Source organism: Cupriavidus sp. FW305-3-2-15-C-LB2 (genome assembly GCF_058787575.1).
In genome coordinates this window covers 59585-86002 of the sequence record NZ_JBYSZW010000022.1, presented here as the reverse complement: position 1 = coordinate 86002, position 26418 = coordinate 59585, and the positions used below count along the sequence as shown (strand labels likewise).

Below are 26418 nucleotides of genomic sequence, written 5' to 3'. Positions count from 1 at the left end.
TGCCTGGCGGCGGCCGAGCGCGCGGTGTGGTCGTCCGCCCCCCGTCGGGGGAGGGGATCGAAACGGCCGTTTGGCTTAAGGTCTCACGGAAGCGGCGGTGCCCTTCGCCGCATCGGCCAGACTTCGCGGAGCATACATGACTGACGGCAGCCCTTCCCATCAGGACGCACTATTCCAGGCTTGCATCAAGGCGACGCAGGACTGGGCCGACATGCTGGCCCGGCCTCCAGCCGCAGCCGACGCAGCCGACCGCAGGTTCCAGGCGTCGGAATGGCGCCAGCATCCGTGGTACGGCGCGCTCGTGCAGACCTACCTAGCCAATTCGCGCTGGCTGACGGCGATGGCCGAGGCGGCCGACATCGGTGAGAAGGACAAGCAGAACCTGCGCTTCTTCACCCGTCAGTTCATCGACATGCTGAGCCCGGCAAATTTCGCCGCCACCAATCCGGAAGCCGCTCGCATGGCGCTGGAATCGGGCGGTGAGAGCTTGCGCGCCGGCTTCGCCAACCTGATGGCGGACATGCGGAGCGGCCGCATCGCCATTACCGACGAGTCGGCGTTCGAAGTGGGGCGCAACGTGGCCGTCTCGCAGGGATCGGTGGTATTCGAGTGCGAGCTCATGCAATTGATCCAGTACACGCCGCTGACCAGGCAGGTGGCGGAGAAGCCGCTGCTGATCGTGCCGCCCTGCGTCAACAAGTTCTACATCCTCGATCTCCAGCCGGCCAATTCCTTCGTGCGACATGCGTGCGAGCAGGGCTACACCGTGTTCCTGGTGTCGTGGCGCAACCCGGGCGAGGAACTGAAGGACGTCATCTGGGACGACTACCTGGAACAGGGGGTGATGCAGGCGGTAGACGTCGCGCTGTCCATCAGCGGGGCGGACCAGGTCAATGCGCTGGGCTGGTGCGTCGGCGGCACGATCCTGTCGGCGGCGCTGGCAGTGATGCGGGCGCGCGGGGAAAAGCAGGTGGCCAGCATGACCCTGCTCACCACCATGCTGGACTTCGCGGAGCCGGGCGACCTCGGCGCGTTTGTCAGCGAGCCCATCGTTAGCCAGTACGAGCGGACCATTGGCGGCGGCGGCATCTTCCAGGGCAAGGAACTTGGCTTCGTGTTCCAGCTCCTGCGCGCCAACGACCTGCTTTGGCCCTATGTGGTCAACAATTACCTCAAGGGGCAGCAGCCGGAAGCCTTTGACCTGCTTTACTGGAACGCGGACACGACCAACCTGCCAGGGCCAATGTTCACCTGGCTGCTGCGCAACGGCTATCTCGCAAACCGGCTGCGCGAGCCGGGCCGGCTGACGATGTGCGGGCAGGCACTGGACCTCGGGAAGGTCGACGTGCCCAGCTATGTGTTCGCCACGCAGGGCGACCACCTCGTGCCGTGGCGCTCGGCATACCGCGCCACGCAACTACTGGGGGGCGACTCGCAATTCGTGCTCGGCGCGAGCGGCCATATCGCCGGCGTCATCAATCCGCCGTCGGCTGGCAAGCGCAGCTATTGGGCAGGGGGCAAGCCGGGCGCAGACGCGGACGCATGGCTGGCGCAGGCGGAATCAGCGCCGGGAAGCTGGTGGACGCACTGGAGCGAATGGCTGCGTCGCCGTGCCGGAGACGAGGTGCCGGCGCCGGGGCGGCTGGGGAACGATGTCTACCAGCCGATCGAACCGGCGCCCGGCCGATATGTCGAGGTTCGGCACGACTGAGAACCGCTAACAGTCGGCAGGGCTAGGAGAGCCGATAGAAATCTTAGATGACCTCTGTCAGTCGCGAGCCGGGCGTCGGCTTTCGACCCTTCTGCGACGTTCGACACAACTAGCCCGGTTGGCTGTGATGGCCGAGAGAACGCCATTCGACATGGCCTTGCCCCACATCTGCAATCTCAAGGGTGCCAGGTCGACGGCCTTTCAATTTGCATCGCAGGCCGTTGGCTTCCTGCCATGGCATACGAAAGCTTGTTCGCCGCGTCGACGACTGTCTGTGCCAGCTCCAGCAAACGCTCTTCGCTTAGCCGGGCGGTCGGTCCCGAAATGCACATGGAGCCTAGCAACCGCCAGTGCAATCCGAAAACCGGTGCCGACACGCTCGAGACTTCGGCCTCGCGCTCGCCGAGCGACAGATGAAATCCACGGCGGCGGATCATTTCATAAAGCTCGCCCGGCTCACCTGAGAACGCCAGGATGACGCGGCCTGGCGAACCGCTGTCCAGCGGCAGGGCCGCCCCGATCCTGACGTGATGCCGGATGGCCTGCGGTCCTTCGACCCGGACGAGGCAGGTTCGCTGTTGTCCCTCCCGGACGTAGAACGAAGCGCTTTCGCCGGTCTTGATCGTCAGCTCCCGCAGCACCGGCTCCACCACTTCCTGAACGTTGAAGGTGGCCTGGTAGCACGCGCCCAGCCACCCGGCTGCGCGGCCGAGCCGCCAGTTGCCGTCTTCCTTCTGCACCAGATAGTTGTCCGCCGCCAGCGTGCGCGCCAGCCGCAGCACGGTGGTCTTGTGGATGCCGGTCCGCCGGCTCAGTTCGGCAAGTGAGAGCTGGGGGTCGTTCACCCCGAACGCCTCGAGTACGCGCAGGGCGCGGGTGACCGCTATGACGCCCCCAGCGCCATCGTCGCCTTTTGAGGCGCCCCTTGAATCACTATTCGCATTCATAGAATGAAACGCGGTGCACGGTATGAAACAGCATTGTATGCCGTGAAACGGTCGACCACAATCCGAAGCACAACGAAACCGAGATTCGGAGACAGTAATGAAGGCAATTTCCCGTCGCTGCATATTCATGCTCGCCGCAGGTCTGGCTCTGGCGTCCGCCACTACCCAGGCCGCGCCGCAATACCCCACCAAGCCCATCCGCGTCATCGTGCCTTTTCCCGCCGGCGGGGGCACGGACATCATTGCGCGCGAGGTGACCAATACGGTGGCCAAGTCGACCGGCTGGGTCTTTGTGGTGGAGAACAAGCCAGGGTCCGGTGGCAACCTCGGGGTGGACGCGGCAGCCAAGGCGCCGGCCGATGGCTACACCATCGTCATGGGGCAGACCAGCAACCTTGCAATCAATCCCTCGCTGTATGAACGGTTGCCGTATGACCCATTGAAGGATCTGGCGCCCATCAGTCTGGTCGCCTCCGCGCCGCTCGTCCTGGTGACGCATGTCAACTCGCCCTACAAGACGATGAAGGACGCGATTCAGGCTGCCAAGGCAAAGCCCGGAGCGATCAATTTCGCATCGCCGGGCAACGGCACGGTGGCGCACCTTGGCGGCGAGCTGCTTCAAGGTACCGCGAAGGTGAAGTTCACCCATGTGCCGTACAAGGGCGCAGCCCAGGCGGTCAACGACCTGATGGGCGGCCAGGTCGATCTCTACATGGCATCCGTGCCAACGTTGCTCGGGCATATCAAGAACAACAGGCTGCGGCCGCTCGCGGTGACGTCGCCGAAGCGTTTGCCAGACCTGCCCCAGGTGCCGACAGTCGCCGAGCTGGGCTATCCCGGCTTTGATACCGCGACCTGGTTCGGCTTCGTCGCGCCTGCCGCGACACCGAAGGACATCGTGGTACGCCTCAATACCGAGTTCAACAAGGCGCTCAAATCCCCGGAGCTCGCCAAGAAGCTGAATGAACAAGGTGCATCGGTGCTGGCCGGCACGCCTGAGGCGTTCAGCGCGCTGATCAAGCAGGACATCGGACGCTGGGCATCGGTCATCAAGACCTCCGGCACGAAGCTGGATTGACGCCCTTATCTACCTATCCATTTCATATTGCTGGAGTCCATCATGACCTTGCCCAACATCATCAAATCGTTTGAGCGCGTGCCCGCCGAGATCGTGGCGCGCGCTGCCAGGTTCCAACCGGCGATCCTCTCCGATGTCGGCGGACGCCGCGGCGCGTTGCATGGCCGGATCAGGGCCTTGCGCCCGACCATGAAAGTCGCCGGGCCCGCCTTCACTGTCGAGGTACGCCCCGGTGACAATCTGATGATCCACGCAGCACTGGCGCTGGCGCAGCCGGGCGATGTTCTGGTCGTCGACGGCAAAGGGGACCAGACCTCTGCGCTGATGGGAACGATCATGATGCATGCCGCTCGCCAGCGCGGCCTTGCTGGTGTCGTCATCGACGGCGCGGTCCGCGACAGCCTCGAGCTGGACGAAATGCAGTTCCCGGTCTTTTCGGTGGGCACGAACCCTAACGGCCCCACCAAGGAAGTTGGCGGGCGTATTGGACACCCCATTTCTGTTGGTGGCGTCACGGTGAACCCTGGCGACTACATCTGCGGCGATGCCGATGGCCTGGTCGTGGTGGAGCGCGAGAAGATCGAAGCCTTGCTCGATGCGGCGGCAAAGAAGGAAGAGGCGGAAGCCAAGCGCATCGCCCAGATCAGGGAAGGCAATACCACCGCGCCCTGGCTGCTGGCATCGCTGGTGACGGCGGGCGTCCTGAAGCAGGGAGAAGCACTGTGACGAAAAAGCAAGTCATTATCGTCACGGGTGCCGACCTCGCGCCGGAAGCCCTCGCGCTGCTGGGTGACTATGAGATCGTATTCGCGGGGAAAACGCCCCAGACCGCCGATATTGCAGCCCTGGCAAAGGAGCACAACCCGGTCGGCATTATCGTGCGCTACGGCAGCTTGACCGCTGAAGTCATGGACGCAGCACCAGCCTTGAAAGTGATTTCGAAACACGGCACCGGAACTGACACCATCGATAAATCCGCTGCGCAGGCGCGCGGCATCAAGGTGGCCGCCGCGGCCGGGGCCAATGCCGCCGCCGTGGCAGAACATGCGTGGGCGCTGATCCTTGCGTGCGCCAAAGCGGTTCCACATCTCAACGATCGCATGCGCCAGGGTCATTGGGACAAGGCAACTTATAGGGCCGTCGAGCTGAACGGTTGCACGCTCGGTATTGTGGGGCTCGGAGAGATCGGCCGCCGCGCCGCCGTGATTGGTGTGGCGATGGGCATGCATGTCACCGCTTTCGATCCTTATGCGACGACAGTCCCGGAAGGCGTAACGCTTGTCGACCTGCCTCGGTTGTTCAGGGAATCGGACGTGGTGTCGCTGCACTGCCCGTTGACGGAAGAGAACCGTGGCATGTTGAACCGTGAAACACTGGCGACGTTCAAGGACGGCGCGATCCTGGTCAATACGGCGCGAGGCGGGCTCATCGACGAGCCTGCACTGGCCGAAGCGCTGCAGAGCGGCAAACTGTATGCCGCTGGCCTGGACAGCTTTGCCGTGGAACCGATGCCCGTGCCGCATCCGTTCCGCGACATTCCCAGCCTCATCCTGTCGCCGCACATCGGCGGCGTCAGCAACGCGGCGTACGTGAACATGGGGGTTGGGGCGGCGAAGAACGTCCTGGCGGTGCTGCAAGGCGTGGCGACGCCGGCCTGAACGACGCACGGCTGCATCATCAACTAGAACAGAAGTGTCGCGGGAGGAGCCGACGGACAGTCAGGCCTCCCCCCCAGCACAAGGAGACAAAGGTGTTTTATCGAACCATTGGCTGCCTGGTGGCAGCAACGACGCTGCTTGTCAGCCTGTCCGCTGTGGCGGCGTACCCGGACAAACCGGTCCGCATCATCGTGCCGAATCCTCCCGGCGGCGCCGTCGACGTCGTGACGCGCAAGGTTGCGCAGAAGCTCTCCGTGCAGACGGGGCAGAGCTTCGTCGTGGAGAACAAACCGGGCGCGTCCGGCACGATCGGCACGTCCCTGGTCGTGAACGCACCCGCCGATGGCTACACGCTTCTGGCGAACGACAACTCCTATACCACCCTCCCCTATGTCTTCAAGAAACTGAACTGGGACCATCAGACAGCTCTGATCCCTATCGCGCCGTTCGCATTTTCGCCGGTGGTGCTTGGCGTCAAGGCCGATTCGCGCTTCAAGGACCTGGCCTCCCTCGTCAGCTATGCCAAGGCGCATCCCGGAGAAGTGACGTTTGGCACCGGCGGCCCCGGTAGTTCGCCGCATTTTTCTGCCGAGGCGTTCCAACAGGCCGCAGGTATCAAGCTGATGCATGTGCCGTACAAGGGGGCTGGCGAGGCCATGGTCGGGCTGCTGTCCGGTAGCGTGGATCTGCTGGTCGTGTCGACCCCGACCGCGCTGGCGCCGGTCAAGGGTAATCAGATGCGTCTGCTGGGCATCAGTGGCAAGACCAGGGTGGATGTGTTCCCGGGCGTCCCCACGTTCGCTGAAGCTGGTGTACCCAACTTCAGCCTGTTCAACTGGTCAGGCCTTGCCGCGCCAAAGGGCACGCCGAACGATGTCATTACGCGCCTGCAAACGGAAATCCAGAAGGCGCTCCAGGCGCCCGACATGAAGGCATTCCTTGCGCAGATGGGGTCGCAGCCGGGCAACCTGGACAGCCCCGCGTTCGCGCAGCTGATCCAGCGCGAAACCGCGCAATGGGCAACGGTTGCGCAAAAGGCGCATATTGAGAAGCAATAACCAGGAGCGGCGATGTTCCTACTTCAGCAACCGGCCGTACGCGATGCACAGGTGCTCACCCGGCTTCCGGAGTCGTTCCGTCGGCACGACCCTGACAACGCGTGGGCACACGCCAATCGCGGCGGGGCGACGATCGACTCATTCCTGGAGGGGCCGGTCTGGGCCGATGGCCATCTCTGGGTAACGGACATCCCCTACGGCCGCATTTTCCGTGTTTCGATGCAGGGCGACTGGGAGCTTGTTGCCGAGTATGACGGTGAACCGAATGGCATGAAGCGCCTGGCCAGCGGTGACTTCCTGATCACTGATTATCGCAACGGCCTGGTGCGTCTGGATGCAAAGTCGGGAACCGTCACCCCGTTTCTCGAGCGCAGGAATTCCGAACGCTTCCGGGGCGTCAACGACCTGACCTTCGATTCACAGGGCAACCTCTACTTCACCGACCAGGGCCAGACCGGCTTGCACGATCCGACGGGCCGCGTCTATCGGCTGACGCCCGACGGCAAGCTGGACGTCCTGCTGGACAACGCACCGAGCCCGAACGGTGTCGTCCTGTCGCCTGACGAGAAGGTGCTGTTCGTCGCGATGACCCGCGGCAACAGCGTATGGCGCGTGCCGTTGCAGGCCGACGGTTCGGTCAGCAAGGTCGGGCAGTTCTTTACCTCTTACGGCCCGAGCGGCCCCGACGGTCTGGCAATGAGATCGGATGGCCATCTGCTGGTGGCCAATCCCGGACTTGGTTATGTCTGGGTGCTCAATCATCGCGCCGAGCCTGTGGAGGTGATTCGTAGCCCGGATGGCACATCGCTGACCAATCTGTGCTTTGGCGGCACCGAGGGCGCCACGCTACTCATGACCGAGTCGACCACCGGGACGATCCTGTGCGCCGACATGTCGGTGGGCGGTGCACCAGTGCATGGAGGGCGGCTGGCGTGAACGGAGTACCGGGCGTTCTCGCCATGCCGGACGCATGCCACCGTCAGAGCGCCGCGGCCGAGCAGCAAGAACGCGGCCTCACGCACGCCGCGTGCCGCGGGACTATCGCGCCTCGGTCGATTCGCGCTCGAACTCGCGGATCACCGGGTTGCCAAGGATGACATCCCTTCCCGCTTCGATCAGGCGATCGACGTCCTTCTCGGGCAGTCGAAGCCTGGTCGGCAGATCGTTCAGGCTTGCAGCTCGCTCCTTGTCGAGGGCCTCAAACGAGATCCGCGTGACGAAGAATTCGACTTCATTGCACCGCCAGCCTGGGCGGCGTGCAGCGATCTCCTGCTGCCGGGAATGCGGCAGCCCACACCGATACGCCACGAGATCATCGCGCCACCGTTGCATCATGGGAACGAAGGCGTCATAGGTCATTCGAACGCTGGTCGCCATTCCCGCGTCGATGGCTGCGCTTGCGACTTCGATTCCGGATGGGCCACCCGGGCTTTGGTTCCAATCGCCGCGCGGGCCCTGACCGGCGTCAACAACGATGAAGAGTAGCCGCCGCACATTGATCGCGTCGTTCTCGCTCATGGGACCGTAAGCCGTGCCCAGCAGCAGGCGCGATTGCAAAATTGTGGCCAGGCCGTAGTTGTCGGTCACCCCGCCGTCGACCAGCTTGATGTACTTTCCCTTCGAAGTGTCCCGGTGACCGCGAACGGCGGTTGCCAACGCGCCAAGCAGCAGCGATTGCCCGGGCCTCTGGGCGTGGTCAAGGTTCGGCAGCGGTGTACTGCAAGCCTCGGGATATTTTTGAAGGACGATCGGTGCGAAGAAGAGCGGGACCGCCATGGATGCGGCGACGGCCTCGGAAACGGGAAAGCTCGCGAGATCACTGCATAGCGCATCGAATGCCAGCTGGCTGAACGGGAACGCGACCCGGTAGTAGACGTTCGTGGCGTTGATCCAGACGAGCGGCTTGCCGCGGCGGAACATGTCGGCGAACGTCGCGCCCTTGAACACGTCTTCGTCGAGCCATGTCCGGAGATCTTCCCGATTGTTGAGGCCTCCCGCGAAGAGGCGCGCAAGGTTGACCGGATTCAGGAGACTGAAGCGAAGTCCCGCCTCTCCGTCCTTCAAGAGCACTGATCGAAAGGTCGCCAGGCTGGCCTTGCCGTGCAGACCGTAGTACGCCGCGGTGATGGAGCCTCCGGACACGCTGCTGATAAATGAGACGTCGTCGAGCAGGGACGCGCCCCCGGGACCTCTCATGGCGTCGAGCCCCTGCAGCGCGCCGAAGGCGAAAGCTGCGGCTCGCGTGCCACCGCCAGAGAACGACATGGCGACGGTTGTCGGGCCAACGACGTCGGTGGGTTCGCGCATGGTCGCGGATGCGCTGCCAGCCGCTGCCTGAGGCAGATTGCGCGGAGCATTGTGAGAAAGCGACCCACAGGCACTGAGTCCCGCAAGCAGAAGCAGCATCAGAGCGTGGCAGGCCCTGCCGCGGGCGTGCCGCTCTCTCCCTGCCTCCCCAACTCGCCAAGGCAGGCTGCTCTTGCGGCAAAGAGTCTGGTCATGTCGAAACTTCCACATTGGACTAGGTCAGAAAGGTGCTCGGCGTGGTGGCGGCCCGCGGGAAGGGAAGGTCGAGTTTCGTTGGCGCCAGGATCCGGTGTGTCCGGCTCCCTCGGAATCTTACGGCATCGCCATGGGGCCGCGCGACCCGCAGATGGCGCCTGAGTAGCGTCGGGAGAAAGTCGGAGGGCGGACGAAGATCAATCAGATACTGAATGCTAACTCGACCGGGCTTGCCTGGTTCGCCTGGTGCCGCGCCGCTGGCGGTCATTTTCGATCTCCTCCAAGTTGTCGGAGCCCGCCACGCTCGCGGGCTTCAGGAACCAAACGCCCACCGGAGCCAGGGTCGTACATGTCCCGATTTAATCAAATTTTTTGAATAATACTTACAACTCTGGCTGACTGCCTCCGCACTCTCCTCCGCTATAGTTCGTCACATGGACGGCACGACAACGCAACACAGCGAACAAAGCGCCGCCCAACGAGAACTCAAAATCATTGAATAAATTTCATCGGAGAGAGCAACATGTCGAACGCCAAGCTGGAAGTCCTGACCCCGCGCAACAGCCAACTGATCATCATCGACCACCAGCCCCAGATGGCTTTTGGTGTGCAGTCGATGGACCGCCAGACCATGAAGAACAACGTCGTGGGCCTGGCCAAGGCAGCGAAGATCTTCGATGTGCCGACCACCATCACCACGGTCGAGAGCGATTCATTCTCCGGCTATACCTACCCCGAACTGCTCGACGTCTTCCCCGGCAAGCAAACGCTCGAACGCACCTCGATGAACTCCTGGGACGACCAGAAGGTGCGCGACGCGCTGGCCGCCAATGGCCGCAAGAAAATCGTCGTGGCCGGCCTGTGGACCGAGGTCTGCAACACTACCTTCGCGTTGTGCGCAATGCTTGAGGGCGACTACGAGATCTATATGGTGGCCGACGCTTCGGGCGGCACGACCAAGGAAGCTCATGACTACGCCATGCAGCGCATGGTCCAGGCAGGCGTGGTGCCCGTGACCTGGCAACAGGTCATGCTGGAATGGCAACGCGACTGGAAGAACCGCGAGACGTACGACGACGTGATGGCCGTGGTCAAGGAGCACTCGGGCGCCTATGGCATGGGGGTCGACTATGCCTATACGATGGTCCACAAGGCCGCGCAACGCACGGCAACCACGCACGAATCGCTGGCTCCCGTGCACGCACCGGTCATCGAGCGCTGATGCATGTCCGCCACCAGCCATCCCTCGGAGCACACAAGATGATTCCAGGTCGAAGCGTGGCCAACGGCGCCTTCCTGCTGGGATGCTGGCTGGCCATCAGCACGTCCAGCGTAGCGGCGGCAGCGATCGTCGCCAACGCGCTGATCGCATGATCGTCCCCTCCGCGGGGGAAACCCTCCCCCGCGGGCATGCCCCCGCTACAGGATGGATCTCAGCCATGAGCACAAACGTCAACGCATCAGACTACAGCCCTGCACATCCGGTCGGCTATCATGCGAATCCTCTCTGAAGTAGCTCCCTATGATTTCCGTCCGTAATGTCACGCTGCGCCGCGGCGTCAATGTCGTACTCGACCGCGCGTCCGTCACCTTCAACCCCGGCGAAAAGATTGGTCTTGTCGGCCGCAATGGCGCCGGCAAGTCATCCTTCTTCGGCCTTCTCAACGGGACGCTACACGAAGACAGCGGTGAGTTCTCGATTCCCGCTGCATGGAAGATGGGCCAGGTCGCGCAGGAGATGCCGGAGACCGGGCAGAGCGCGACCGACTTCGTAGTCGAGGGTGATACCGTGCTGTTGGCCGCGCAGGCCGAAGTAGCCGCCGCCGAGGTCAGCGACGACGGCATGCGCATGGCGCACGCCTACATGGCCCTGCACGACGCCGGTGCACACGATGCCCCCGCGCGTGCCCAAGCGCTGATCCTCGGCCTTGGCTTCAGTGCTGCGCAGCTTAGTCAGCCGGTCAACAGTTTCTCCGGCGGCTGGCGCATGCGACTGCAACTGGCGCGCGCGCTCATGTGCCCGTCCAACCTGCTGCTGCTCGACGAGCCGACCAATCACCTCGACCTCGACGCGCTGGTCTGGCTGGAAGCCTGGCTCAAGCGCTATCAGGGAACCCTGGTAGTGATCAGCCACGACCGCGAATTCCTCGATGCGGTGACGCAGGTGACGGTGCACGTCGACAACGCCAAGCTCGTGCGTTATGGCGGCAACTACAGCAAATTCGAAGACATGCGCGCTGAGCAACTCGTATTGCAGCAGGCCGCGCTGGCCAGGCAGGCGGACAAGATCGCCCACCTGCAGAAATTCATCGACCGTTTCAAGGCCAAGGCCTCGAAGGCGAAGCAGGCGCAGAGCCGGGTCAAGGCGCTCGAACGCATGGAGAAGATCGCACCGGTACTTGCCGACGCAGAGTTCAACTTCGAGTTCAAGGAGCCGCTCAACGTCCCGAACCCGCTGTTGTCGATGCTGGACGCGAGCTTTGGCTACCCGGCGCCGACCGGCGCACTGCCGGGCACGCCGCCCACGATCATCGTGCGGGGCATCAACCGTTCCGTGCTGGCCGGGCAGCGCATCGGCATTCTCGGTGCCAACGGCCAAGGAAAGTCCACGCTGGTGAAGACGGTGGCGCACGCGCTGGCACCGATTGCCGGCGAAATCAGCGAAGGCAAAGGCCTGAATATCGGCTACTTCGCACAGCAGGAACTCGACGTGCTGCGCCCGCTCGACACGCCGATGGAGCACATGATCCGCCTTGCCAAGGACACGCCGGCGCACATGCGCGCTCCCGGCCAGAGTGGCACCGAACAATCCCTTCGCACCTTCCTCGGCACCTTCAACTTCAGTGGCGACATGGTCCATCAGGCGGTTAGCACGATGAGCGGCGGCGAGAAGGCGCGGCTCGTGTTGTGCATGATCGTGTGGCAGCGTCCCAACCTGCTGCTGCTCGACGAGCCTACCAACCACCTCGACCTGGCCACCCGCGAAGCGCTAGGCATGGCGCTCAACGAATTCGAAGGCACAGTGATGCTGGTCAGTCACGACCGGGCCCTGCTGCGCGCCGTATGCGATGAGTTCTGGCTGGTCACCAAGGGCGGCGTCGAGCCCTTCGACGGCGATCTGGACGATTACCAGCAGTTCCTGCGCGACGAAGCCCGTCGCCTGCGCGAGCAGCCTGCCGCAGTGTAGAAGGTCATCGCCTGAAATGGTGGGACCCAGGCGTGAGCTTTACAGGATTCAGCGCGAAGGTCGCCATTGAGCGCCTCGTGATTGATATGGCGAGTTCCGAAATCCCGTCGCAGTGGTTCTCCTTTTCAGAACCCTGCGCATGCCTATTAATGGGAAGCTGCTCGCCGGTCGAAGCAGTGACTGGAAACGTCAGTCAGTTGCCGGGACCATCGCCAGCCCGGGGAAAAAGCGGCCACGCGGTCGCCGCGCAGGCCCCGGCCAGGAGCCAGACGCCGGCCCAGCCGCCGCTATCGAGCAGTAGCGGAATCGCCGCAGGGGCAGCGAAGTACGCGGCGAAGACCAGCGTATTGGCCAGTCCGAGGGCCGTACCCGCCCGCTCCGCGCCCGCCTGCGTCGCCAGTTCGGTGTAGGCAACCCCATGCCAGGCCGAAACCGCGATGCCAGCCAGCACGACCGCGACCATGGTCAGCGTCGCAGGAACACCCTGCCCGACCGCCGCGCAGAGGGCCAGCGGCACGAACATCAGCGCGGCGATCAGCGTGCAATGGCGCAGCCATGCACGGCGGTTGCCACGCCGATCGGTATGGCGGCCGCTCCAGATCCGCATCGCCATCGCGCCGAGCTGCACAGCGCAAAGGGTGGCGGCGATGCCCGACACAGCCACATGGGCCGCATCGTGCAGGAACACCGAGGCGAAGCTCAAGACCGCGAACTGGGGCGCGCACAGGATGCCGATGGCCAACGCAATGCGCCAGACCCGCAGGCTGCGCAACGGGCTGGCATTGTCATGCGCATGGCGTCGTGCCGACGCGGGGGCAGCGAGATGCGTGGGTTCGTGCAGCCATCGCCAGGTCAGCCAGGCAGAGGCAAGGCAGAACGCGGCCAGGACTGCGTACACCCAGCGAAAGCCCATGGCAAAGGCCAGCCACGGCAACACGAGCGCCCCTAGCCCGCCGCCGAGGGGCACCGCCGTCTGGCGGATACTCATCGCCAGGCCGCGCTCGCCGTCGGCGAACCATCGCATCACCGCCCGCCCGCTGGCCCCGTTGACGCTGCCGCCCGCCAGTCCCAGCAGCGCCATGCAGGCCATCGCCACCGGCAAGGACGGCACGCGATCCGGCCTTGGGGCCAGGAACAGTGCCATCACCGCCAGTATGAGAGCGGTGGCGCCGAGCCCGTACAGCAGGACGCGACGGTCGCCCCACCGGTCGGCCGCTGCGCCCCACGGCAGTTCGGACAACGCGGCGCCGATGCCCAACGCACCAAGCAGCAGGCCAAGCCCCCCGTTGTCGATCTGATAGGCGCTGCGCAGCCACACCGCGGTGGCGGGCAACCCGTTGGCGGCAGCGATGAAGCTGGCGTTCGCGGCAACGCCGACGCCCAACACTTTCCAGCGATGCGAAGCGGCGGAAGCCGCGAGGGAATTGCCACCAGGGCGGGCAAAACAGACGGACTCGGCCACGACGGCCCTCCGATAAGGCTGTTGACAGGGCGTCAGTATTGCAACCAATATTCGTCTTGAAAATCAGAAAGTTTGGGACCAATTGTTTCGTTTTTCCGCACGATTGCCATGACGTCGAATCTTGATATTGCCGCGCTGCGCAGCTTGATCGCCGGCATCGACCTGGGCAGCTTCGCGCGCGCTGCGGAGCAGGTCGGGCGCTCCACTTCGGCCGTCAGTGCGCAGATTCACAAGCTCGAGGACATGGCAGGCACGCCGCTGTTTCGCAAGGCCGGCCGGACCCTGGAACTTACCGAGGCGGGGAGTCTGCTGCTTGGCTACGCGCGCAGAATCGTTGCCCTGAACGACGAAGCTGCCGCGGCCGTGAAAGGGGTGGACCTGTCCGGCGGCGTGCGATTGGGACTGCAGGAAGAGTTCGGCGAGGCAATGCTGCCGGAGGTGTTGGGGCGGTTTGCGCGAGCGCATCCGAAGGTCCGGGTCGAAGCCATGGTGGCGCGCAATCACGATTTGTTCGCCCGCATCCAGGCGCGGACGCTGGATCTCGCGCTGGTCTGGGGCGGCGCGGATGGCGCTCGGACGGCAAGAGAGCCCGGCGCCGATATCGCCGTGGTCGGCGAACCGCCGATGTGCTGGGTCGGACCGGCTGCGCTGCCGTGGCACATCGAGCCCGGCCAGCCGATACCGCTGGCGGCGTTCGACCGGCCCTGCCATTTCCACGATGCCGCCACGGCGGCATTGGACCGCGCCGGAATCCCCTGGCGCGTCTCGTTCACCAGCCCCAACCTTGGTGGCCTGTGGGCCGCCGCGGCAGCCGGACTTGGGTTGGTGGTCCGCACGCCCTACGGCTTGCCGGCATCGCTGCGGCAACTTGGGGCTGCCGAAGGATTGCCGCCGCTCGGCAAGATGCCCCTGATGCTGCTGCGCGCGCCGGGACCCGCGTCCGAGGTATCGCAGCGCCTGGCTGACATCATGCTTGAGGCGTTGCGTCCAGTGTGATGGCGGCGGTGGGATGGCTGGTCACGCCCTATCGGATCGGCGGTGAACCATCGAATTCCGGCCGTTCACGTAACAGGATGCGGAAGACCGGTACGGGGTCGCAAGCAAGCGGGCCCCGCCAGCGGCGCGGCGCTTGATGTTTGGCGTTGCAGCAAGGCCTGTCCGACATATAGTGAAATCCTGGCCCGTGTTTATGACTGCACGTTCCCCCCCGCGGTGACACCTGTTGCCATGGAGAGGCACATCGACCCCGGCAGCATGCCCATCGCCGTGAGCAACACAGCGCGGATGTCATTGCCAGCCGGAATCGTGTGCGCGTTCCTACGGGAGTCTTCATGCTGTACCAGCTCGTCGAGTATCAGCGCGCGCTGCTCGCGCCATTCACCGCATGGGCGGCGAGCGCAGCAAATGCGTTCATCGATCCGGCCAGCCCCTTCGCGTATGTCCCGGGCGCATCGGGCTTTGCTGCTGGCTATGAGATGCTCTACCGGCTCGGCAGGACCTGCGAGAAGCCGTCGTTTGGCATCATCACCGCCATCCGGCGCGACGGCCACGTCATCGCGGTGGCTGAGCAGGTCATCGTGGAAGGGCCGTTTTGCCGGCTGCTGCGCTTCGCACCCGACATGGGCGCGCTTGACCCTTGCACCGCACCGACGCCGCCGGTGCTGGTCTGTGCGCCGCTGGCGGGCCATCATGCCGTCATGCTGCGTGAAGTCGTGCAGGCCTTGCTGCCCGAGCATGTCGTGTATGTGACGGATTGGAACGATGCGCGTCGCGTGCCGGTGGCCGAAGGACCGTTCCACCTCGATGACCAGGTGGCCCACCTGCAGGCCTTTATCCGTCGGATCGGGGCGGAACCGCTACATGTGCTGGCCATCTGTCAGGCCACCGTGCCAGCGCTGGCTGCGGTTTCCCTGTTGGCGAGCGCGGGTGAGCCGACGCCCAGGAGCCTCATCCTGGTGGGCGGCCCGGTCGATGCACGCCGCAGCCCGACTGCACTCGGACGTCTGGCCGCGCGCCACTCTCTCGCGTGGTTTCAGCGTAACCTGATCTATGCGGTACCGCAGCCCTACCCGGGTGCCGGACGCAAGGTGTGCCCAAGCTTTCTGCAACTTGCCGGCTTGGCGGCGGCACAGCCAGAACGTCTGGGGGAGGCTTATTGGGACTATTGCCTGGATCTCGTTCGCTGCGACCCCGTGCGTGCCAAGGAGCACCGGCGTGCCTGCGATGCCTACCACGCGGTGCTCGACATGGCGGCCGAGTTTTACCTGGACACCATCCAGCTCGTGTTCCAGGAATTTCAGTTGGCGCGCGGCAGCTGGCAGGTGCGGGGCGAGGCAGTGCGGCCACAGGACATCCGTACCACCGCACTGCTGACCATCGAGGGCGAACAGGATGAGATTTCCGGCCGGGGCCAGACGCAGGCCGCGCACGATCTGTGCCAAGGCATCGCCGCATGCGACAAGCGGCACCTCACGGCCCGCCAGTGCGGCCACTATGATCTGTTCTGCGGGCCTCGCTGGTGCACCGACGTCTACCCCCGCATCCGCGATCTGACCGGGCACGATACTTAGCATCGCCTGCCCGCGGGCAGGCGCAAGCGATCATCCAGTCAAGGGTTGTGCAATCCCTATTGGGGAACAAGAACTCGCGGTGGCCAGCTCAGGGCTGGCTCTCGGGCGCCGATGCAGGACGGCCACGCGTTGCCGCGGCGGAAGCGCCTTGGCCGCCGGCACGCCCCTTGCTGCGGTCAACCTTGCCGTGCGCTTCGCTCTTGTCTTTCTTGGCACTCTCGCCGGAAGCTCCGCTGGCGGCCTGCACAGTTGGCTCCGCGCGCCTGCCAGTGTCAGTCCCCGGTGTTGGAGGCGAACCGTAGCGACCGCCCTGCGCCCACGCCGCAACGGCCGTTAGCGAAAGGGCGGCGAGGAAAGCTAGCTTTTTCATTGCTGTCTCCTTTCCTGTGGGATCGCCTATCACGGTAGACGCTCGCGCTGTAAACACAAGCCTGCGAACCCAATAGCGCTCAAGTAGCTGCAAACTCTGCTCCGCGCCGGCGTGCGATGAGGGTGCACACGAGTTCAAGAATGACGCTAACCCTCCGGCGCCGACGACACATCGTGCGTGATCTGCCCCGCGCCCAGCTTGTTCACGCGTCATCGCGCAGTCGGTAGTGGTACCGGTGATCGCTGATGCCGACACAGACTATGGCAACGAACTGAACGTCACGCGCCGGCGCGTACTTCGATCGTGAAGAAGTGATCGAGTGCCTGTACGGGACCGGCCGGCCCATCGACCGAGCCGCCGGGCGCGAAGCCGACCAGCCGCTGCAGGTCCCTACTTGCCGCCGACGCCGACCTTGCCGCGCCCGACCTTTCGATGCGGCACACTGGGGCGTAGCCTCTTCCTGGAGCCAGCCGTCAGCGTGACGTGCTCCGCAGGGTAGCGGGGGGTCCTGTGCGGCGCGGCCTGATGGGCGGAATGGCCCGGATCGATGCGCTTGATAGCTGACATGACTGACACCTCCTCAGAGGATTCTAGTCCGAAACGGCACGGCGCTTATGCCGCCCGCCGCTAGCAGCCCCATGGGCGCTGAGCTTGGGGCGCTCACCAGTGAGGGGCCCATGACCGCAACATGCAGACAGGCGCGGCAAATGTCTCCATCAATGCAATCGAGGACACGATCAACGCGTGGCGGCGCCGCGCACAGCCGCCGGCCGACGTGTGGCCAACGGCACTATCCCGCCCGCAGCGCCCACAGGGCCTCCAGTACGTATTCCGTGGCACGTTCTACCCGTTCCCCGCTGTGCGCCAACCCCAGTCGCCGCCACAACGCCGGCCGCAGCGGCCGCATCACTATGCGCGCATCCGGCGCCGGCGTGGTGACCTCGTGTGGCAGCAGGGCCGCACCATAGCCGGCCGCCACCAGGCTCTTGATGGCGTCGTTGTAGTTGAGCTGAATCCGCGGCGCCGGCCTGTGGCCACCGCTGGCGAACCACTCGGCGGTCAGGCGCGACAGGCGCGTGGTGCCGTCATTGAGGATCAGCGGGCGCGTTGCCAGCCAGGCCGGCGTGATGCGCGCCGGGCAGGGCCAGCTCGCTGGCAGGAAAGCCCGTACCGGATCGCGCCGCCAAGGGCGGATGGTCAGCCCCGCCACGCGCGCCTGTGGCAGTGCCACCAGACCGATCTCCAGCGTGCCGGCGGCCAGCCGCGCCAGCGTCTCCTCCGAGGTAAGCACGGCCACCTGCACGTCGATGTCGGGATGCCGCTCCGCCAGCATGGCCAGCGCCTGCGGCAGCAGGTGGGCGATGGCCCCGGTCGAGGCGCCGAGGCGCACGCGGCCGGTCAACCCCTGCACCTGACGCTGCACGTCGTCCAGCGCAAGGTCGGCATCGGCCAGCAGGCGGCGGGCGCGATCGACCAGGGTCTCGCCAATGGACGACGGGCGCACCTCACCGCGCCTGCGCGTCAGCAGTTGCGCACCGACACGGGCTTCCAGCTCGGCAATGTGAAGGCTGACGGTGGGCGGAGCCAGGTGCAACGCGCGCGCGGCTTCGGCGAAGGAACCCAGATCGGCGATGGCGACGAGGGTACGCAGGCGGTCCAGGCTGATCTCGCGCATGGGGCGGCACTCCGGTTAAGGGCGTATCTGCTGACGAGGAATATCGTTCAGGAAACGTGAATTTCATCGTCATGAAATTCAACTTCTTCGATTCTAGCCGGTGGCGCAAGATGGCGCTTCCTGTACCGGCCGCACCAACGCAGAGCTGATGCTGAACCGGCCGGGGCCGCCACTTTCACGCCACTGCCAAGGATCCATCCCATGCGCTACCCTCTTGTTTTCATCGACGGCGACCAGGGCACCACCGGCCTTCAGATCCACGAGCGCCTGCGCGGACGCGACGATCTGCGCCTGCTGACACTGCCCGCCGGCCAGCGCAAGGATGCGCGCGCCCGCGCCGACGCCATCAACGGCTGCGACATCGCCATCCTGTGCCTGCCGGACTCCGCCGCACGCGAGGCGGTGGCGTCCATCGTCAACCCTGCGGTGCGTGTGATCGACGCCAGTTCGGCACACCGCACGCAGCCCGGCTGGACCTACGGCTTTCCCGAGATGACCGCCGGCCAGGCGCAGCGCATCGCGGGCGCGCTGCGCGTCAGCAATCCGGGCTGCTATCCCACCGGGGCGATCGGCCTGTTGCGCCCCCTGGCGGAGGCCGGCCTGCTGCCGCACGACTACCCCATCGCCATCCATGCGGTGTCGGGTTATTCGGGTGGCGGCCGCATCGCCGTCGATACCTACGAGGGACCGGAGGCCACCCGGGCCCTGCCCTTCCAGGTCTATGGCCTGGACCTGGCGCACAAGCACACGCCTGAAATCCGGCAGCACGCGGGCCTGGCACGGCGCCCCGCCTTCGTGCCGGCCTACGGCGCCTTCCGGCAAGGTATCGTACTGACGGTGGCGCTGGAGTTGGACCTGCTGGCACCCGGCACGGACGTCGGCAGGCTGCACGCCTGCCTGCTCGACCACTACGCCAACGCCCGCCATGTCGAGGTGATGCCGCTAGCCGAATCGGCCGCCGCCACTCACCTCGACCCGCAGGCACTGAACGGCACCAACGACCTGCGCCTGGGCGTGTTCGCCAACTGCGAGCACGGGCAAGTGCTGTTGGCAGCGGTGTTCGACAACCTCGGCAAGGGTGCTTCGGGGGCGGCAGTGCAGAACCTCGACCTCATGCTGGCCGGGGTGGCGGCGGAGGTTCACCGGGCCGCCTGAAGCCTACCCAGCTCGAAATAAGAAGCGGGCCGGCAGCTTCCCGGCTTCCGGCCCGCCTGGTGCGATCGGGTCAATCACGCGTGATTCGGCGCGTCTGTGAATCCGCATGCCACGCATGGCGTGGATGCGTTCGTGATATTTCCGCATGCGCTCGTACTGACGCAGGAGCAATTGTTGCCGTTCGGTCAACATACTGAGGGCCTTCGCGATGCTACTGGCGTTCGCCCCCGCTGCCTACAATCGGTTGCAACGATGGTTGCACAAGACGTGCGACGGTCGAGGCCTGGCTGCGATCACCGACATCGTGATTACGCATATGCACATGGATCACGTCGGGGGCCTGAACGTGGATGGCGTCAAGGCCAAACTGCGCCCGGACGAGCCTGGGGTCGGCCATTCTCGGTCGATCATCGCTTCCTTCCCGAGTGACCATGGGTGCTCTGACACCGGTGGTCACTGACACGGCAGTAACTTCGTGCCACGCGCCTAGGGTTTCGCTGTTCCTCTTCGGATAAGCATGTCAAAGAGAAACTGAGCGGCCGGCGCCAACGGGCGTCCTCGTCGCGAGATCAATCCCAACGTTCGAGTTATCACTGGGTCAGTCAGCGGGATCGCAAGCAGACCACTGCTGGACTTCGGCGGCAAAGCCATTCGAGGCACAACACCGATTCCCAGGTCGGCCTGGACCAGGCTTACCAAGGCGGGAACATGATTTACCTCGCAGTACCATCGCGGTCTTACCGGCAGCCGCGCAAGGGCCTGGTCGATCAGGAAGCGGTTGCCGCTGCCTTGCGCGAGCGTAATGTAGTCAAAGCCTTCAAGGTCTTTCCATTTGACGCTTCTTCGCGTCGCCAGCGGATGCCCCTTGCGACAGGCGACAACGAACGCCTCTTCAATCAAGGGGCAGAAATCGATGTCAGGCTCCTGCGTCCCGATATAGGTCAGGCCGAAATCCGCATCGCCGCGCGTGACCGCGAGAAGGACATCCCCGGAAGACTCGTCAATGATGCGGATCCGTATCCCCGGATAGCGCTCGTGATACGGCCCCACGACAGAGGGCAGGAAATGCCCGACCGCAGACGGTACGCATGCAAGCGTCACCTCGCCCGACAGCCGATCGGCAACGGTCTGGATGCCGAGCATGGCCTCTTCCAGCTCGTTGATGACGTTTCGCGCCTTGTGCACAAACATGCGGCCCAGGGTAGTCAATTCGACTTTCCGGGTGGTCCGCGTGAACAGCGCGACGCCAAGCGCTTCTTCCAGTTTATCGACGCGACGCGACAGTGCCGACTGCGACAGGAACATCGCATCGGATGCCGCCTTGAAGCTGCCCAGATCGGCTACGGCCAGGAACGCTCGCAAGTCCGCCAAATCGAAATTCATGTGTCATACGCAAGAATACTTGTGATCTTTGCACTTTACACTGGAATCCGGTCAGCGTGATCATTCGCCCGATGGATGGAACGAAACACTGTCCTGACCAAGCAGGAGACACAATGCCCAACAAAGTACAAGAGCCGTTACGGCGCATGTCGCGCCGTAACGCCCTAGCCGCCCTCGCGATCCCGCTAGCCACTGCACTGATTCCCGCACAGGCGCAGACCTGGACACCCGCCAGGCCGATCCGGCTGATTGTCCCGTATGGGCCCGGCGGAAGCTCGGACGCCATTGCCCGCGTCATCGCGGCAGAGATGTCGAAGAATCTGGGCCAACAGATCGTGGTGGACAACAAGGGCGGCGGCCAGGGTGTCATCGCCATGCAGGAGACCGCACGCGCAGCGCCTGACGGATACACACTGGTTCTCGGCCACGTTGGCACGCTTGCCGTCAATCCCGCCATGATGCGCAAGCTTCCCTACGATCCTCTGAAGGACTTCACGCCGGTGACTTTGCTGGCGAAAGTGCCGATGGTGTTCGCGGTGGGGCCTACCGTCCATAGCGATTCCATCAAGGCATTCATCGCCCAGGCCAAGACGAAGCCTGGTGCCATGACCTATGGATCGGCGGGCAACGGAAGCGCTGGCAACGTTGCCTTCGAGATGCTCAAGCAGACTGCGCATATCGATCTTGTGCACGTGCCATACAAGGGCACCGGCGCCCAGATTTCCGACTTGCTCGCCGGAAACATCGACGCCGCATCGGCGGGCCTGGCGGGGATCCTGCAACACGCCAAGGCGGGCAAGCTGCGCATCCTCGCCGTTGGATCGTCACAGCGCCTCGCGCCGATTCCCAACGTTCCCACCATTGCCGAGGAAGGCTACCCGGGATTTGAAAGCTCGCAATGGTTTGGGCTGATGGCGCCAGCGCGCACGCCAACGCCGGTGGTCAGCCGCCTGCATGCCGAGGCAGTCAAGGCCCTGGCCACCCCGCTGGTGCGACAACGACTTGCCGAGGACGCAAGCACGCCTGTCGGCGCGGGCAGCGCCGAATTTGCGTCATTCATTCGTGCCGAGCAACAACGCTGGGGCACCGTCATCCGCAGCGCGGGAATCCAGGCAAACTAAGTCTTCCGAGAATATCCAGCATGCAACAAGATCGAATCACTGTATCCGAAGCCGAACTCCGCCAGCTCGGAGTGCGCGCGTTCCAGGGCCTGGGCCTGACCGAAGGGGACGCCATCGATGTCATTGACATCCTGGTACTTGCAGACCTCTTCGGGCTCAGCACCCATGGACTGTCTCGCATTGAATCCTATGGCGAACGGCTCCAGTCCGGCGGTATCTCGGCACGCCCCACCATTACAGTCGAGCGCGCCGCGCCAGCGCTGGTGAAGGTCGATGGTGGCAACGCAGTCGGCCCGCTCGCTGGCATGAAGGCGCTGCGCGCCGCCATGGAAGTCGCCGAAGAATTCGGCATCGGCATGGCCTTCGTCCGGGGCAGCAATCATTTCGGGCCAGTTTCACCGTACAGCTACATTGCGGCGGAAGCAGGATTCGCCAGCATGATTGGCAGCAACGCCACGACGACCATCGCGCCATGGGGTGGAAGCGACGCACGCCTGGGCAACAGCCCGCTGGGTTTCGGCGTACCGGGGCATGACGGCCGCCACTTCCTGCTGGACATGGCCATGAGCGTGGCCGCACGCGCCAAGATTCGCAATGCGCTCAAGGCAGGACAATCCATCCCGGATTCATGGGCTACCGACGCGCAAGGACGACGGACCACCGATCCCAAGGCTGCCCTCGATGGCTTCCTGCTTCCGATTGGCGGGCACAAGGGCTATGGGCTGGCACTGATGGTCGATCTTTTCGCAGGACTGCTGTCGGATGCGGCGTACCTGACTCACGTCAAGTCGTGGGTCGATGCACCCGACCAGCCCCAGAACCTGGGCCATTTCTTTATCCTGGTTGATACCCGGCGACTGGGATCGGCCCAATGGCTGGCTGCCCGCATGCAAGACTTTGCGGCGATCCTCCACGGTAGCGCACCCGCGGAGCCTGGCAAGCCTGTCATTGTTCCCGGAGAGATCGAACTCGACAAGCTGGCGCGTCAGCGCGAAAAGGGCATTGCCATGGATCCAGCGGTGAAGGCGCTACTGGATCAACATGCCAACGCAAAGACGAACTGAAATGGCACACGCCGGAAGCATCATGACAAGTCAATATGCAAGGCTCGCAGCGGAGCTTGCGCCGACGGGAATCCTTCGCGCATCCATCAACGTAGGCAACCCTATCCTGGCAAACCTCGATGCCGGCGGCAATCCATTCGGCGTTTCAGTGGACCTCGCCCGTGAGCTTGCCAGTTGCCTGGGTGTTCCGCTTGAGCTTGTCGTATTTGACTCAGCGGGGAAGTCGGTCGAGGCCGTCACGGCCGAACAGGCGGACTTCGGATTCTTTGCCGTCGACCCGGTCCGGGGGGCCGGCATCGCATTCTCCGAACCCTACGTGCTGATCGAAGGCGCGTATTTGGTGAAGGAGGAATCCACCGTCAAGGCCAACGAAGAGGTCGATCTTGCCGGACGCCGTGTCGTGGTAGGAAAAGGGAGCGCCTACGATCTTTATCTCACTCGTACGCTGCAGCATGCACACATCGTGCGCGCGCCGACGTCCCCGGCCGTTGTGCAAACATTCCTGGAGCAAAGCGCGGACGTGGCTGCAGGGGTGCGACAGCAATTGGAAGCAGATGCCAAGCGCACTGCGGGCCTGAGGTTGTTGCCGGGCCGGTTTATGGTCATACAGCAAGCCATGGGCCTCCCCATAGCCCGCAGCGCTGAAGCCGTGGAATGGCTACGGCGGTTCGTCGAGCAGATGAAGGCCTCCTGCTTCGTTTCGGACGCTCTCAGGCGTCACGGAATCGAGGGCGCGTCCGTCGCGCCCGCAAAATCATAGCCTGCACGCAACGCCGGGCTGGCAATGCCGGCGACGCAGGTGCTGATCTATGACAACGCCAGGCGGGGAACGCCATTGATGCTCGCCGCACCCAGCGTTGCGCTGGACTTGCCCCTGCGCGTGCTGGTGCGCGATGACTGCCAGGGCAGCACCTGGATGAGCTGCCACACCGCCGCGGAACTGGAAAGCGCCCTCCCATTGCCGGCCGGCAGCGCCGCGCCGCCGGCTGTGGCGCAGCGGCTGATTCTTGACACGGGTGGGCGCGCAAGGCGCCCCACGGTGATTTATCCGGCCAGGCCCTTGTTCGGGTTGATCAGGTACTTCTCCCCCGTCGCGCGCTTGTTGTAGACGGCGATCACGTCCAGGTCCAGCACCTCGGCCAGCGAGATCTCTTTCGAGTAGTGGCTGGCAAAGGTGGTCTTCAGCTCCGCCATCACGCGTTGCTTCAGCGCGTTGGCCCGCTCGCGCCCGATCTTCTGCAGGAACGGGAACAGCAGCCAGCCGCCCATGCCCCACGCCATGCCGAAGTTGCGGTTGAACTCGGTCGGGCTTGTGTCCAGGCCGCCGTAGAGATAGACCTGCTTGTGGGTGGTCGAGCCATAGCGGCTGTATTCGCGGGCCGTCTTGTTCAAGGCCGCTTCCATGCAGGTGAGGATCTGGCCGCCGAGCTTGCCGCCGCCCGTGGCGTCGAACGCGATCGTTGCGCCAGTGGCGACGAGTGCCTCGGTGAGGTCCTGCATGAACGTGGGCGACGCGGCGTTGCAGACGTGGACCGCACCTTGTGCCTTGAGCAGGTCCGCCTGCTCTTGCTTGCGCACGATGTTCACCAGCTTGATGCCATCCTTGAGACAGATCTGATTGAGCATCTGGCCCAGGTTGGAGGCCGCGGCGGTGTGCACCAGGGCGCTATGTCCTTCGAGGCGCATGGTCTCGACCATGCCCAGTGCGGTGAGCGGGTTGACGAATGACGACGCGCCGTCAGCAGGCGTGGCGCCTTCGGGCAGGACCAGGCACTGGTCCGCGGAAATGCAGCGGTACTGCGCGTACATCGCGCCGCCGATGGCAGCCACGGTCTTGCCCATCAAGGCCTGCGCCGCAGGGGACAAGCCTGCATCGACGACCACGCCCGCGCCCTCATTGCCAACCGGCATGGACGCATCCAGGCGGCCCGCCATGCTGCGCATCGCGCCTTCCGGAACGCGCGCGGTGACGATGGGGCGCTCGGCCGTGCCGCTGGCCTTGGCCGTGCTCATGTCGGCCGCACCGAACAGCAGGCCGAGATCGGACGGGTTGAGGGGGGAGGCTTCAATGCGGATGAGCACTTCATCCGGACCAGGGTGCGGCGTGTCGATGCTGTCTAGCGACAGCTCGAGTTCACCGCTGCTCTTGATTTGCGAACGAAGTTGAAGTGCGGTGTGCATTCGATGTCTCCTTGGTCTGTCGGTTTGCGGTGAGCGCGGCAGCAGCAGGGGGCTGTTTTCGCCAGCAGTCAGCAATGTAGCAAGTTCCTGCGAATGCCGTACTGGGCCGGAAATTCAGGTCATGCGTCGGCCGACAGGCCATCATGCATCGCACTGATAACGGTGGATATGCCAATCACCTGGCGGTCAGCCCTGTTGCGCTTTACGTTCCAGTCGCCGGCTCGACTCGGACTGAAGGAAACGATTGACCCGCCTGTGCGGGACCGGCCGGCCCACGAGCGCGGCCAGCCCCTGCATGCTGCACGGCGGCAACATCATTCGGCCTTGTAGCCCGATGCCTTGATGGGCCGCTCCCAGCGCCTGAGGTCGGCGACCTGGGTCTCGCCAAGTTGCTGCGGGCCGGCGTAGTTCGCATTCAGGCCGATCTCGCGGATGCGCGCCTGGAGATCGGGCGCCTTGAGCACTTCGGCGATCGCGTCGGACAGGCGCTTGACCTTGTCGGCCGGCAGGCCTGCCGGGGCGAACAGGCCGACGAAGGCCTCAGCTGTGGCGTCGATTCCGGACTCCTTGAGCGTGGCCACGTCGGGCAGCGCCGGCGATCGCGCGTTACCCGTGACCGCGAGGATGCGCAGGCGGCCCGCGCGGTGATGCTCGATGGTCTCCGATATCGTGTCCACCATGATGGGAATCTGTCCGCCCAGCAGATCGGACACTGCCGGCGCGCCGCCCTTGTAGGCAACGTGCGTGAGCGGCACGCCTGAGGCCTGCGACAGCAGCACGCCCGCAAAGTGCGGCACGGTGCCTGCGCCCGAAGTGCCGTAGTTGGCGCGGGCCGGGTTGGCCTTGAGCCAGTTCAGCACCGCGCGGATGTCGCCGGCCGGCGCCGCCGGACCCGCCGTCACCGCGAAGTCGAAGGTCACCACGCGCGCGATGGGCGTGAAGTCCTTCACCGGGTCGTAGTTGAGGTGGTATAGCCATGGCGAGATCACCAACGCGCCGCTGGGTGAAATGACCAGCGTGTTGCCGTCGGCCGGCGCGCGCTTTGCTTCCCCAAGCACCAGGCGACCGCCGGCTCCGGGCTTGTTCTCGACGATCACCTGCTGGCCGAGCGGCAGGCGCAGGCGCTCGGCCAGCAGCCGCGCCACGACATCGACCGAGCCGCCGGGCGCGAAGCCGACCAGCAGCTTGAGGGGGGGCTTGTCCTGGGCAAGGGCGCCCATGGGCAGCGCGGCGGCCAGCGCCATGGTTGCAGCCACCCGATTGAAAACGCGTCGCTTCAACATGCTGAGAGTCTCC

The 26418-nt window shown here is 64.6% G+C and carries 22 protein-coding genes and 1 pseudogene; 16 read left to right on the top strand and 7 right to left on the bottom strand.

The genetic code is table 11. The features are described 5' to 3' along the window. The first annotated feature begins 136 nt into the window (after nt 1-136). Nucleotides 137-1711: a PHA/PHB synthase family protein gene (locus AC3WRR_RS17785; RefSeq protein ID WP_492297589.1), complete on the top strand. Its 1575-nt coding sequence runs from the start codon at nt 137-139 to the stop codon at nt 1709-1711. 176 nt (nt 1712-1887) lie between these two features. Here AC3WRR_RS17785 and AC3WRR_RS17780 read toward each other — a convergent pair whose 3' ends face one another. Next, complete coding sequence (locus AC3WRR_RS17780) at nt 1888-2658, bottom strand: IclR family transcriptional regulator (protein WP_492293669.1); 771 nt, start codon at nt 2656-2658, stop codon at nt 1888-1890. A 97-nt stretch (nt 2659-2755) separates the two neighbouring features. Between AC3WRR_RS17780 and AC3WRR_RS17775 the strand changes: the two genes are divergently transcribed. The 5 genes from AC3WRR_RS17775 (at nt 2756) to AC3WRR_RS17755 (ending at nt 7388) form a co-directional block, all read left to right on the top strand. Then, nucleotides 2756-3736: a Bug family tripartite tricarboxylate transporter substrate binding protein gene (locus AC3WRR_RS17775; protein WP_492297588.1), complete on the top strand. Its 981-nt coding sequence runs from the start codon at nt 2756-2758 to the stop codon at nt 3734-3736. Nucleotides 3737-3778: 42 nt separating this feature from the next. Further along, nucleotides 3779-4462 carry an RraA family protein gene (locus tag AC3WRR_RS17770; RefSeq protein WP_010812580.1) on the top strand — a complete coding sequence of 228 codons (684 nt, stop codon included), beginning with the start codon at nt 3779-3781 and terminating at the stop codon, nt 4460-4462. Then, the gene (locus AC3WRR_RS17765) at nt 4459-5394 is read left to right on the top strand and encodes an NAD(P)-dependent oxidoreductase (RefSeq protein WP_011616508.1); all 936 of its coding nucleotides are present in this window, start codon (nt 4459-4461) and stop codon (nt 5392-5394) included. The genes AC3WRR_RS17770 and AC3WRR_RS17765 overlap by 4 nt, the downstream gene beginning before the upstream one ends. A 92-nt stretch (nt 5395-5486) precedes the next feature. After that, a complete protein-coding gene (locus AC3WRR_RS17760) occupies nt 5487-6452 on the top strand; it encodes a Bug family tripartite tricarboxylate transporter substrate binding protein (protein ID WP_010812582.1) in 966 nt (321 codons plus the stop codon). A gap of 12 nt (nt 6453-6464) precedes the next feature. Then, a complete protein-coding gene (locus AC3WRR_RS17755) occupies nt 6465-7388 on the top strand; it encodes an SMP-30/gluconolactonase/LRE family protein (RefSeq protein WP_010812583.1) in 924 nt (307 codons plus the stop codon). A 102-nt stretch (nt 7389-7490) separates the two neighbouring features. Here the strand turns inward: AC3WRR_RS17755 and AC3WRR_RS17750 are convergent, their stop codons facing one another. Beyond that, on the bottom strand, nt 7491-8759 hold the full coding sequence (locus AC3WRR_RS17750) for a patatin-like phospholipase family protein (RefSeq protein WP_439669655.1): 1269 nt from the start codon (nt 8757-8759) through the stop codon (nt 7491-7493). 718 nt (nt 8760-9477) lie between these two features. On the opposite strand from AC3WRR_RS17750, the gene AC3WRR_RS17745 reads away from it, so the two are divergent. Together AC3WRR_RS17745 and AC3WRR_RS17740 are read left to right on the top strand one after the other, a co-directional pair. Further along, the gene (locus AC3WRR_RS17745; protein WP_010812585.1) at nt 9478-10176 is read left to right on the top strand and encodes a hydrolase; all 699 of its coding nucleotides are present in this window, start codon (nt 9478-9480) and stop codon (nt 10174-10176) included. Nucleotides 10177-10476: 300 nt separating this feature from the next. Further along, complete coding sequence (locus AC3WRR_RS17740) at nt 10477-12141, top strand: ABC-F family ATP-binding cassette domain-containing protein (protein ID WP_492297585.1); 1665 nt, start codon at nt 10477-10479, stop codon at nt 12139-12141. Between the two features lie 193 nt (nt 12142-12334). Here the strand turns inward: AC3WRR_RS17740 and AC3WRR_RS17735 are convergent, their stop codons facing one another. Beyond that, complete coding sequence (locus AC3WRR_RS17735; protein ID WP_011616505.1) at nt 12335-13603, bottom strand: MFS transporter; 1269 nt, start codon at nt 13601-13603, stop codon at nt 12335-12337. Between the two features lie 108 nt (nt 13604-13711). On the opposite strand from AC3WRR_RS17735, the gene AC3WRR_RS17730 reads away from it, so the two are divergent. Further along, on the top strand, nt 13712-14599 hold the full coding sequence (locus AC3WRR_RS17730) for a LysR substrate-binding domain-containing protein (protein ID WP_010812588.1): 888 nt from the start codon (nt 13712-13714) through the stop codon (nt 14597-14599). A gap of 335 nt (nt 14600-14934) precedes the next feature. After that, nucleotides 14935-16173, top strand: coding sequence for a polyhydroxyalkanoate depolymerase (phaZ, locus tag AC3WRR_RS17725; RefSeq protein ID WP_058698309.1), 1239 nt, complete (start codon nt 14935-14937; stop codon nt 16171-16173). A 1160-nt stretch (nt 16174-17333) separates the two neighbouring features. On the opposite strand, the gene AC3WRR_RS17720 is transcribed toward phaZ, so the two are convergent. After that, on the bottom strand, nt 17334-18218 hold the full coding sequence (locus AC3WRR_RS17720) for a LysR family transcriptional regulator (protein ID WP_010812590.1): 885 nt from the start codon (nt 18216-18218) through the stop codon (nt 17334-17336). A 201-nt stretch (nt 18219-18419) separates the two neighbouring features. Here AC3WRR_RS17720 and argC point away from each other — a divergent pair, with 201 nt between their 5' ends. Both argC and AC3WRR_RS17710 read left to right on the top strand, forming a co-directional pair. Continuing rightward, entirely contained in the window at nt 18420-19373 is a 954-nt protein-coding gene (gene argC / locus AC3WRR_RS17715) for an N-acetyl-gamma-glutamyl-phosphate reductase (protein WP_011616502.1), read from the top strand. A gap of 274 nt (nt 19374-19647) precedes the next feature. After that, nucleotides 19648-19752, top strand: a pseudogene (locus tag AC3WRR_RS17710) (MBL fold metallo-hydrolase); the annotation flags it as partial. A gap of 107 nt (nt 19753-19859) precedes the next feature. On the opposite strand, the gene AC3WRR_RS17705 reads toward AC3WRR_RS17710, so the two are convergent. Further along, on the bottom strand, nt 19860-20756 hold the full coding sequence (locus tag AC3WRR_RS17705; protein WP_010812593.1) for a LysR family transcriptional regulator: 897 nt from the start codon (nt 20754-20756) through the stop codon (nt 19860-19862). A 113-nt stretch (nt 20757-20869) separates the two neighbouring features. On the opposite strand from AC3WRR_RS17705, the gene AC3WRR_RS17700 reads away from it, so the two are divergent. From AC3WRR_RS17700 to AC3WRR_RS17685, 4 genes are read left to right on the top strand one after another with little or no spacing between them, the layout of a single operon-like run. Beyond that, nucleotides 20870-21877, top strand: coding sequence for a Bug family tripartite tricarboxylate transporter substrate binding protein (locus tag AC3WRR_RS17700; RefSeq protein WP_011616501.1), 1008 nt, complete (start codon nt 20870-20872; stop codon nt 21875-21877). Between the two features lie 20 nt (nt 21878-21897). After that, complete coding sequence (locus AC3WRR_RS17695; protein WP_492297582.1) at nt 21898-22941, top strand: Ldh family oxidoreductase; 1044 nt, start codon at nt 21898-21900, stop codon at nt 22939-22941. 22 nt (nt 22942-22963) lie between these two features. After that, nucleotides 22964-23701, top strand: coding sequence for an ABC transporter substrate-binding protein (locus tag AC3WRR_RS17690; protein ID WP_011616500.1), 738 nt, complete (start codon nt 22964-22966; stop codon nt 23699-23701). A 39-nt stretch (nt 23702-23740) separates the two neighbouring features. Next, nucleotides 23741-24049, top strand: coding sequence for a DUF302 domain-containing protein (locus tag AC3WRR_RS17685; RefSeq protein ID WP_231881480.1), 309 nt, complete (start codon nt 23741-23743; stop codon nt 24047-24049). On the opposite strand, the gene AC3WRR_RS17680 is transcribed toward AC3WRR_RS17685, so the two are convergent. After that, nucleotides 23986-25122 carry a zinc-binding dehydrogenase gene (locus AC3WRR_RS17680; RefSeq protein WP_492297580.1) on the bottom strand — a complete coding sequence of 379 codons (1137 nt, stop codon included), beginning with the start codon at nt 25120-25122 and terminating at the stop codon, nt 23986-23988. The two genes, AC3WRR_RS17685 and AC3WRR_RS17680, sit on opposite strands and share 64 nt — an antisense overlap. 314 nt (nt 25123-25436) lie before the next feature. Further along, nucleotides 25437-26405, bottom strand: a complete 969-nt coding sequence (locus AC3WRR_RS17675) for a Bug family tripartite tricarboxylate transporter substrate binding protein (protein WP_010812599.1) — start codon at nt 26403-26405, stop codon at nt 25437-25439. Nucleotides 26406-26418: the final 13 nt, after the last annotated feature.

Coding starts and splice junctions, on each gene's coding strand:
- AC3WRR_RS17785 (WP_492297589.1), top strand. CDS start 137: ATGACTGACGGCAGCCCTTCCCATCAGGACGCACTATTCCAGGCTTGC.
- AC3WRR_RS17780 (WP_492293669.1), bottom strand. CDS start 2,658: ATGAATGCGAATAGTGATTCAAGGGGCGCCTCAAAAGGCGACGATGGC.
- AC3WRR_RS17775 (WP_492297588.1), top strand. CDS start 2,756: ATGAAGGCAATTTCCCGTCGCTGCATATTCATGCTCGCCGCAGGTCTG.
- AC3WRR_RS17770 (WP_010812580.1), top strand. CDS start 3,779: ATGACCTTGCCCAACATCATCAAATCGTTTGAGCGCGTGCCCGCCGAG.
- AC3WRR_RS17755 (WP_010812583.1), top strand. CDS start 6,465: ATGTTCCTACTTCAGCAACCGGCCGTACGCGATGCACAGGTGCTCACC.
- AC3WRR_RS17750 (WP_439669655.1), bottom strand. CDS start 8,759: ATGCGCGAACCCACCGACGTCGTTGGCCCGACAACCGTCGCCATGTCG.
- AC3WRR_RS17745 (WP_010812585.1), top strand. CDS start 9,478: ATGTCGAACGCCAAGCTGGAAGTCCTGACCCCGCGCAACAGCCAACTG.
- AC3WRR_RS17740 (WP_492297585.1), top strand. CDS start 10,477: ATGATTTCCGTCCGTAATGTCACGCTGCGCCGCGGCGTCAATGTCGTA.
- AC3WRR_RS17730 (WP_010812588.1), top strand. CDS start 13,712: ATGACGTCGAATCTTGATATTGCCGCGCTGCGCAGCTTGATCGCCGGC.
- phaZ (WP_058698309.1), top strand. CDS start 14,935: ATGCTGTACCAGCTCGTCGAGTATCAGCGCGCGCTGCTCGCGCCATTC.
- AC3WRR_RS17720 (WP_010812590.1), bottom strand. CDS start 18,218: ATGCGCGAGATCAGCCTGGACCGCCTGCGTACCCTCGTCGCCATCGCC.
- argC (WP_011616502.1), top strand. CDS start 18,420: ATGCGCTACCCTCTTGTTTTCATCGACGGCGACCAGGGCACCACCGGC.
- AC3WRR_RS17705 (WP_010812593.1), bottom strand. CDS start 20,756: ATGAATTTCGATTTGGCGGACTTGCGAGCGTTCCTGGCCGTAGCCGAT.
- AC3WRR_RS17700 (WP_011616501.1), top strand. CDS start 20,870: ATGCCCAACAAAGTACAAGAGCCGTTACGGCGCATGTCGCGCCGTAAC.
- AC3WRR_RS17695 (WP_492297582.1), top strand. CDS start 21,898: ATGCAACAAGATCGAATCACTGTATCCGAAGCCGAACTCCGCCAGCTC.
- AC3WRR_RS17690 (WP_011616500.1), top strand. CDS start 22,964: ATGACAAGTCAATATGCAAGGCTCGCAGCGGAGCTTGCGCCGACGGGA.
- AC3WRR_RS17680 (WP_492297580.1), bottom strand. CDS start 25,122: ATGCACACCGCACTTCAACTTCGTTCGCAAATCAAGAGCAGCGGTGAA.
- AC3WRR_RS17675 (WP_010812599.1), bottom strand. CDS start 26,405: ATGTTGAAGCGACGCGTTTTCAATCGGGTGGCTGCAACCATGGCGCTG.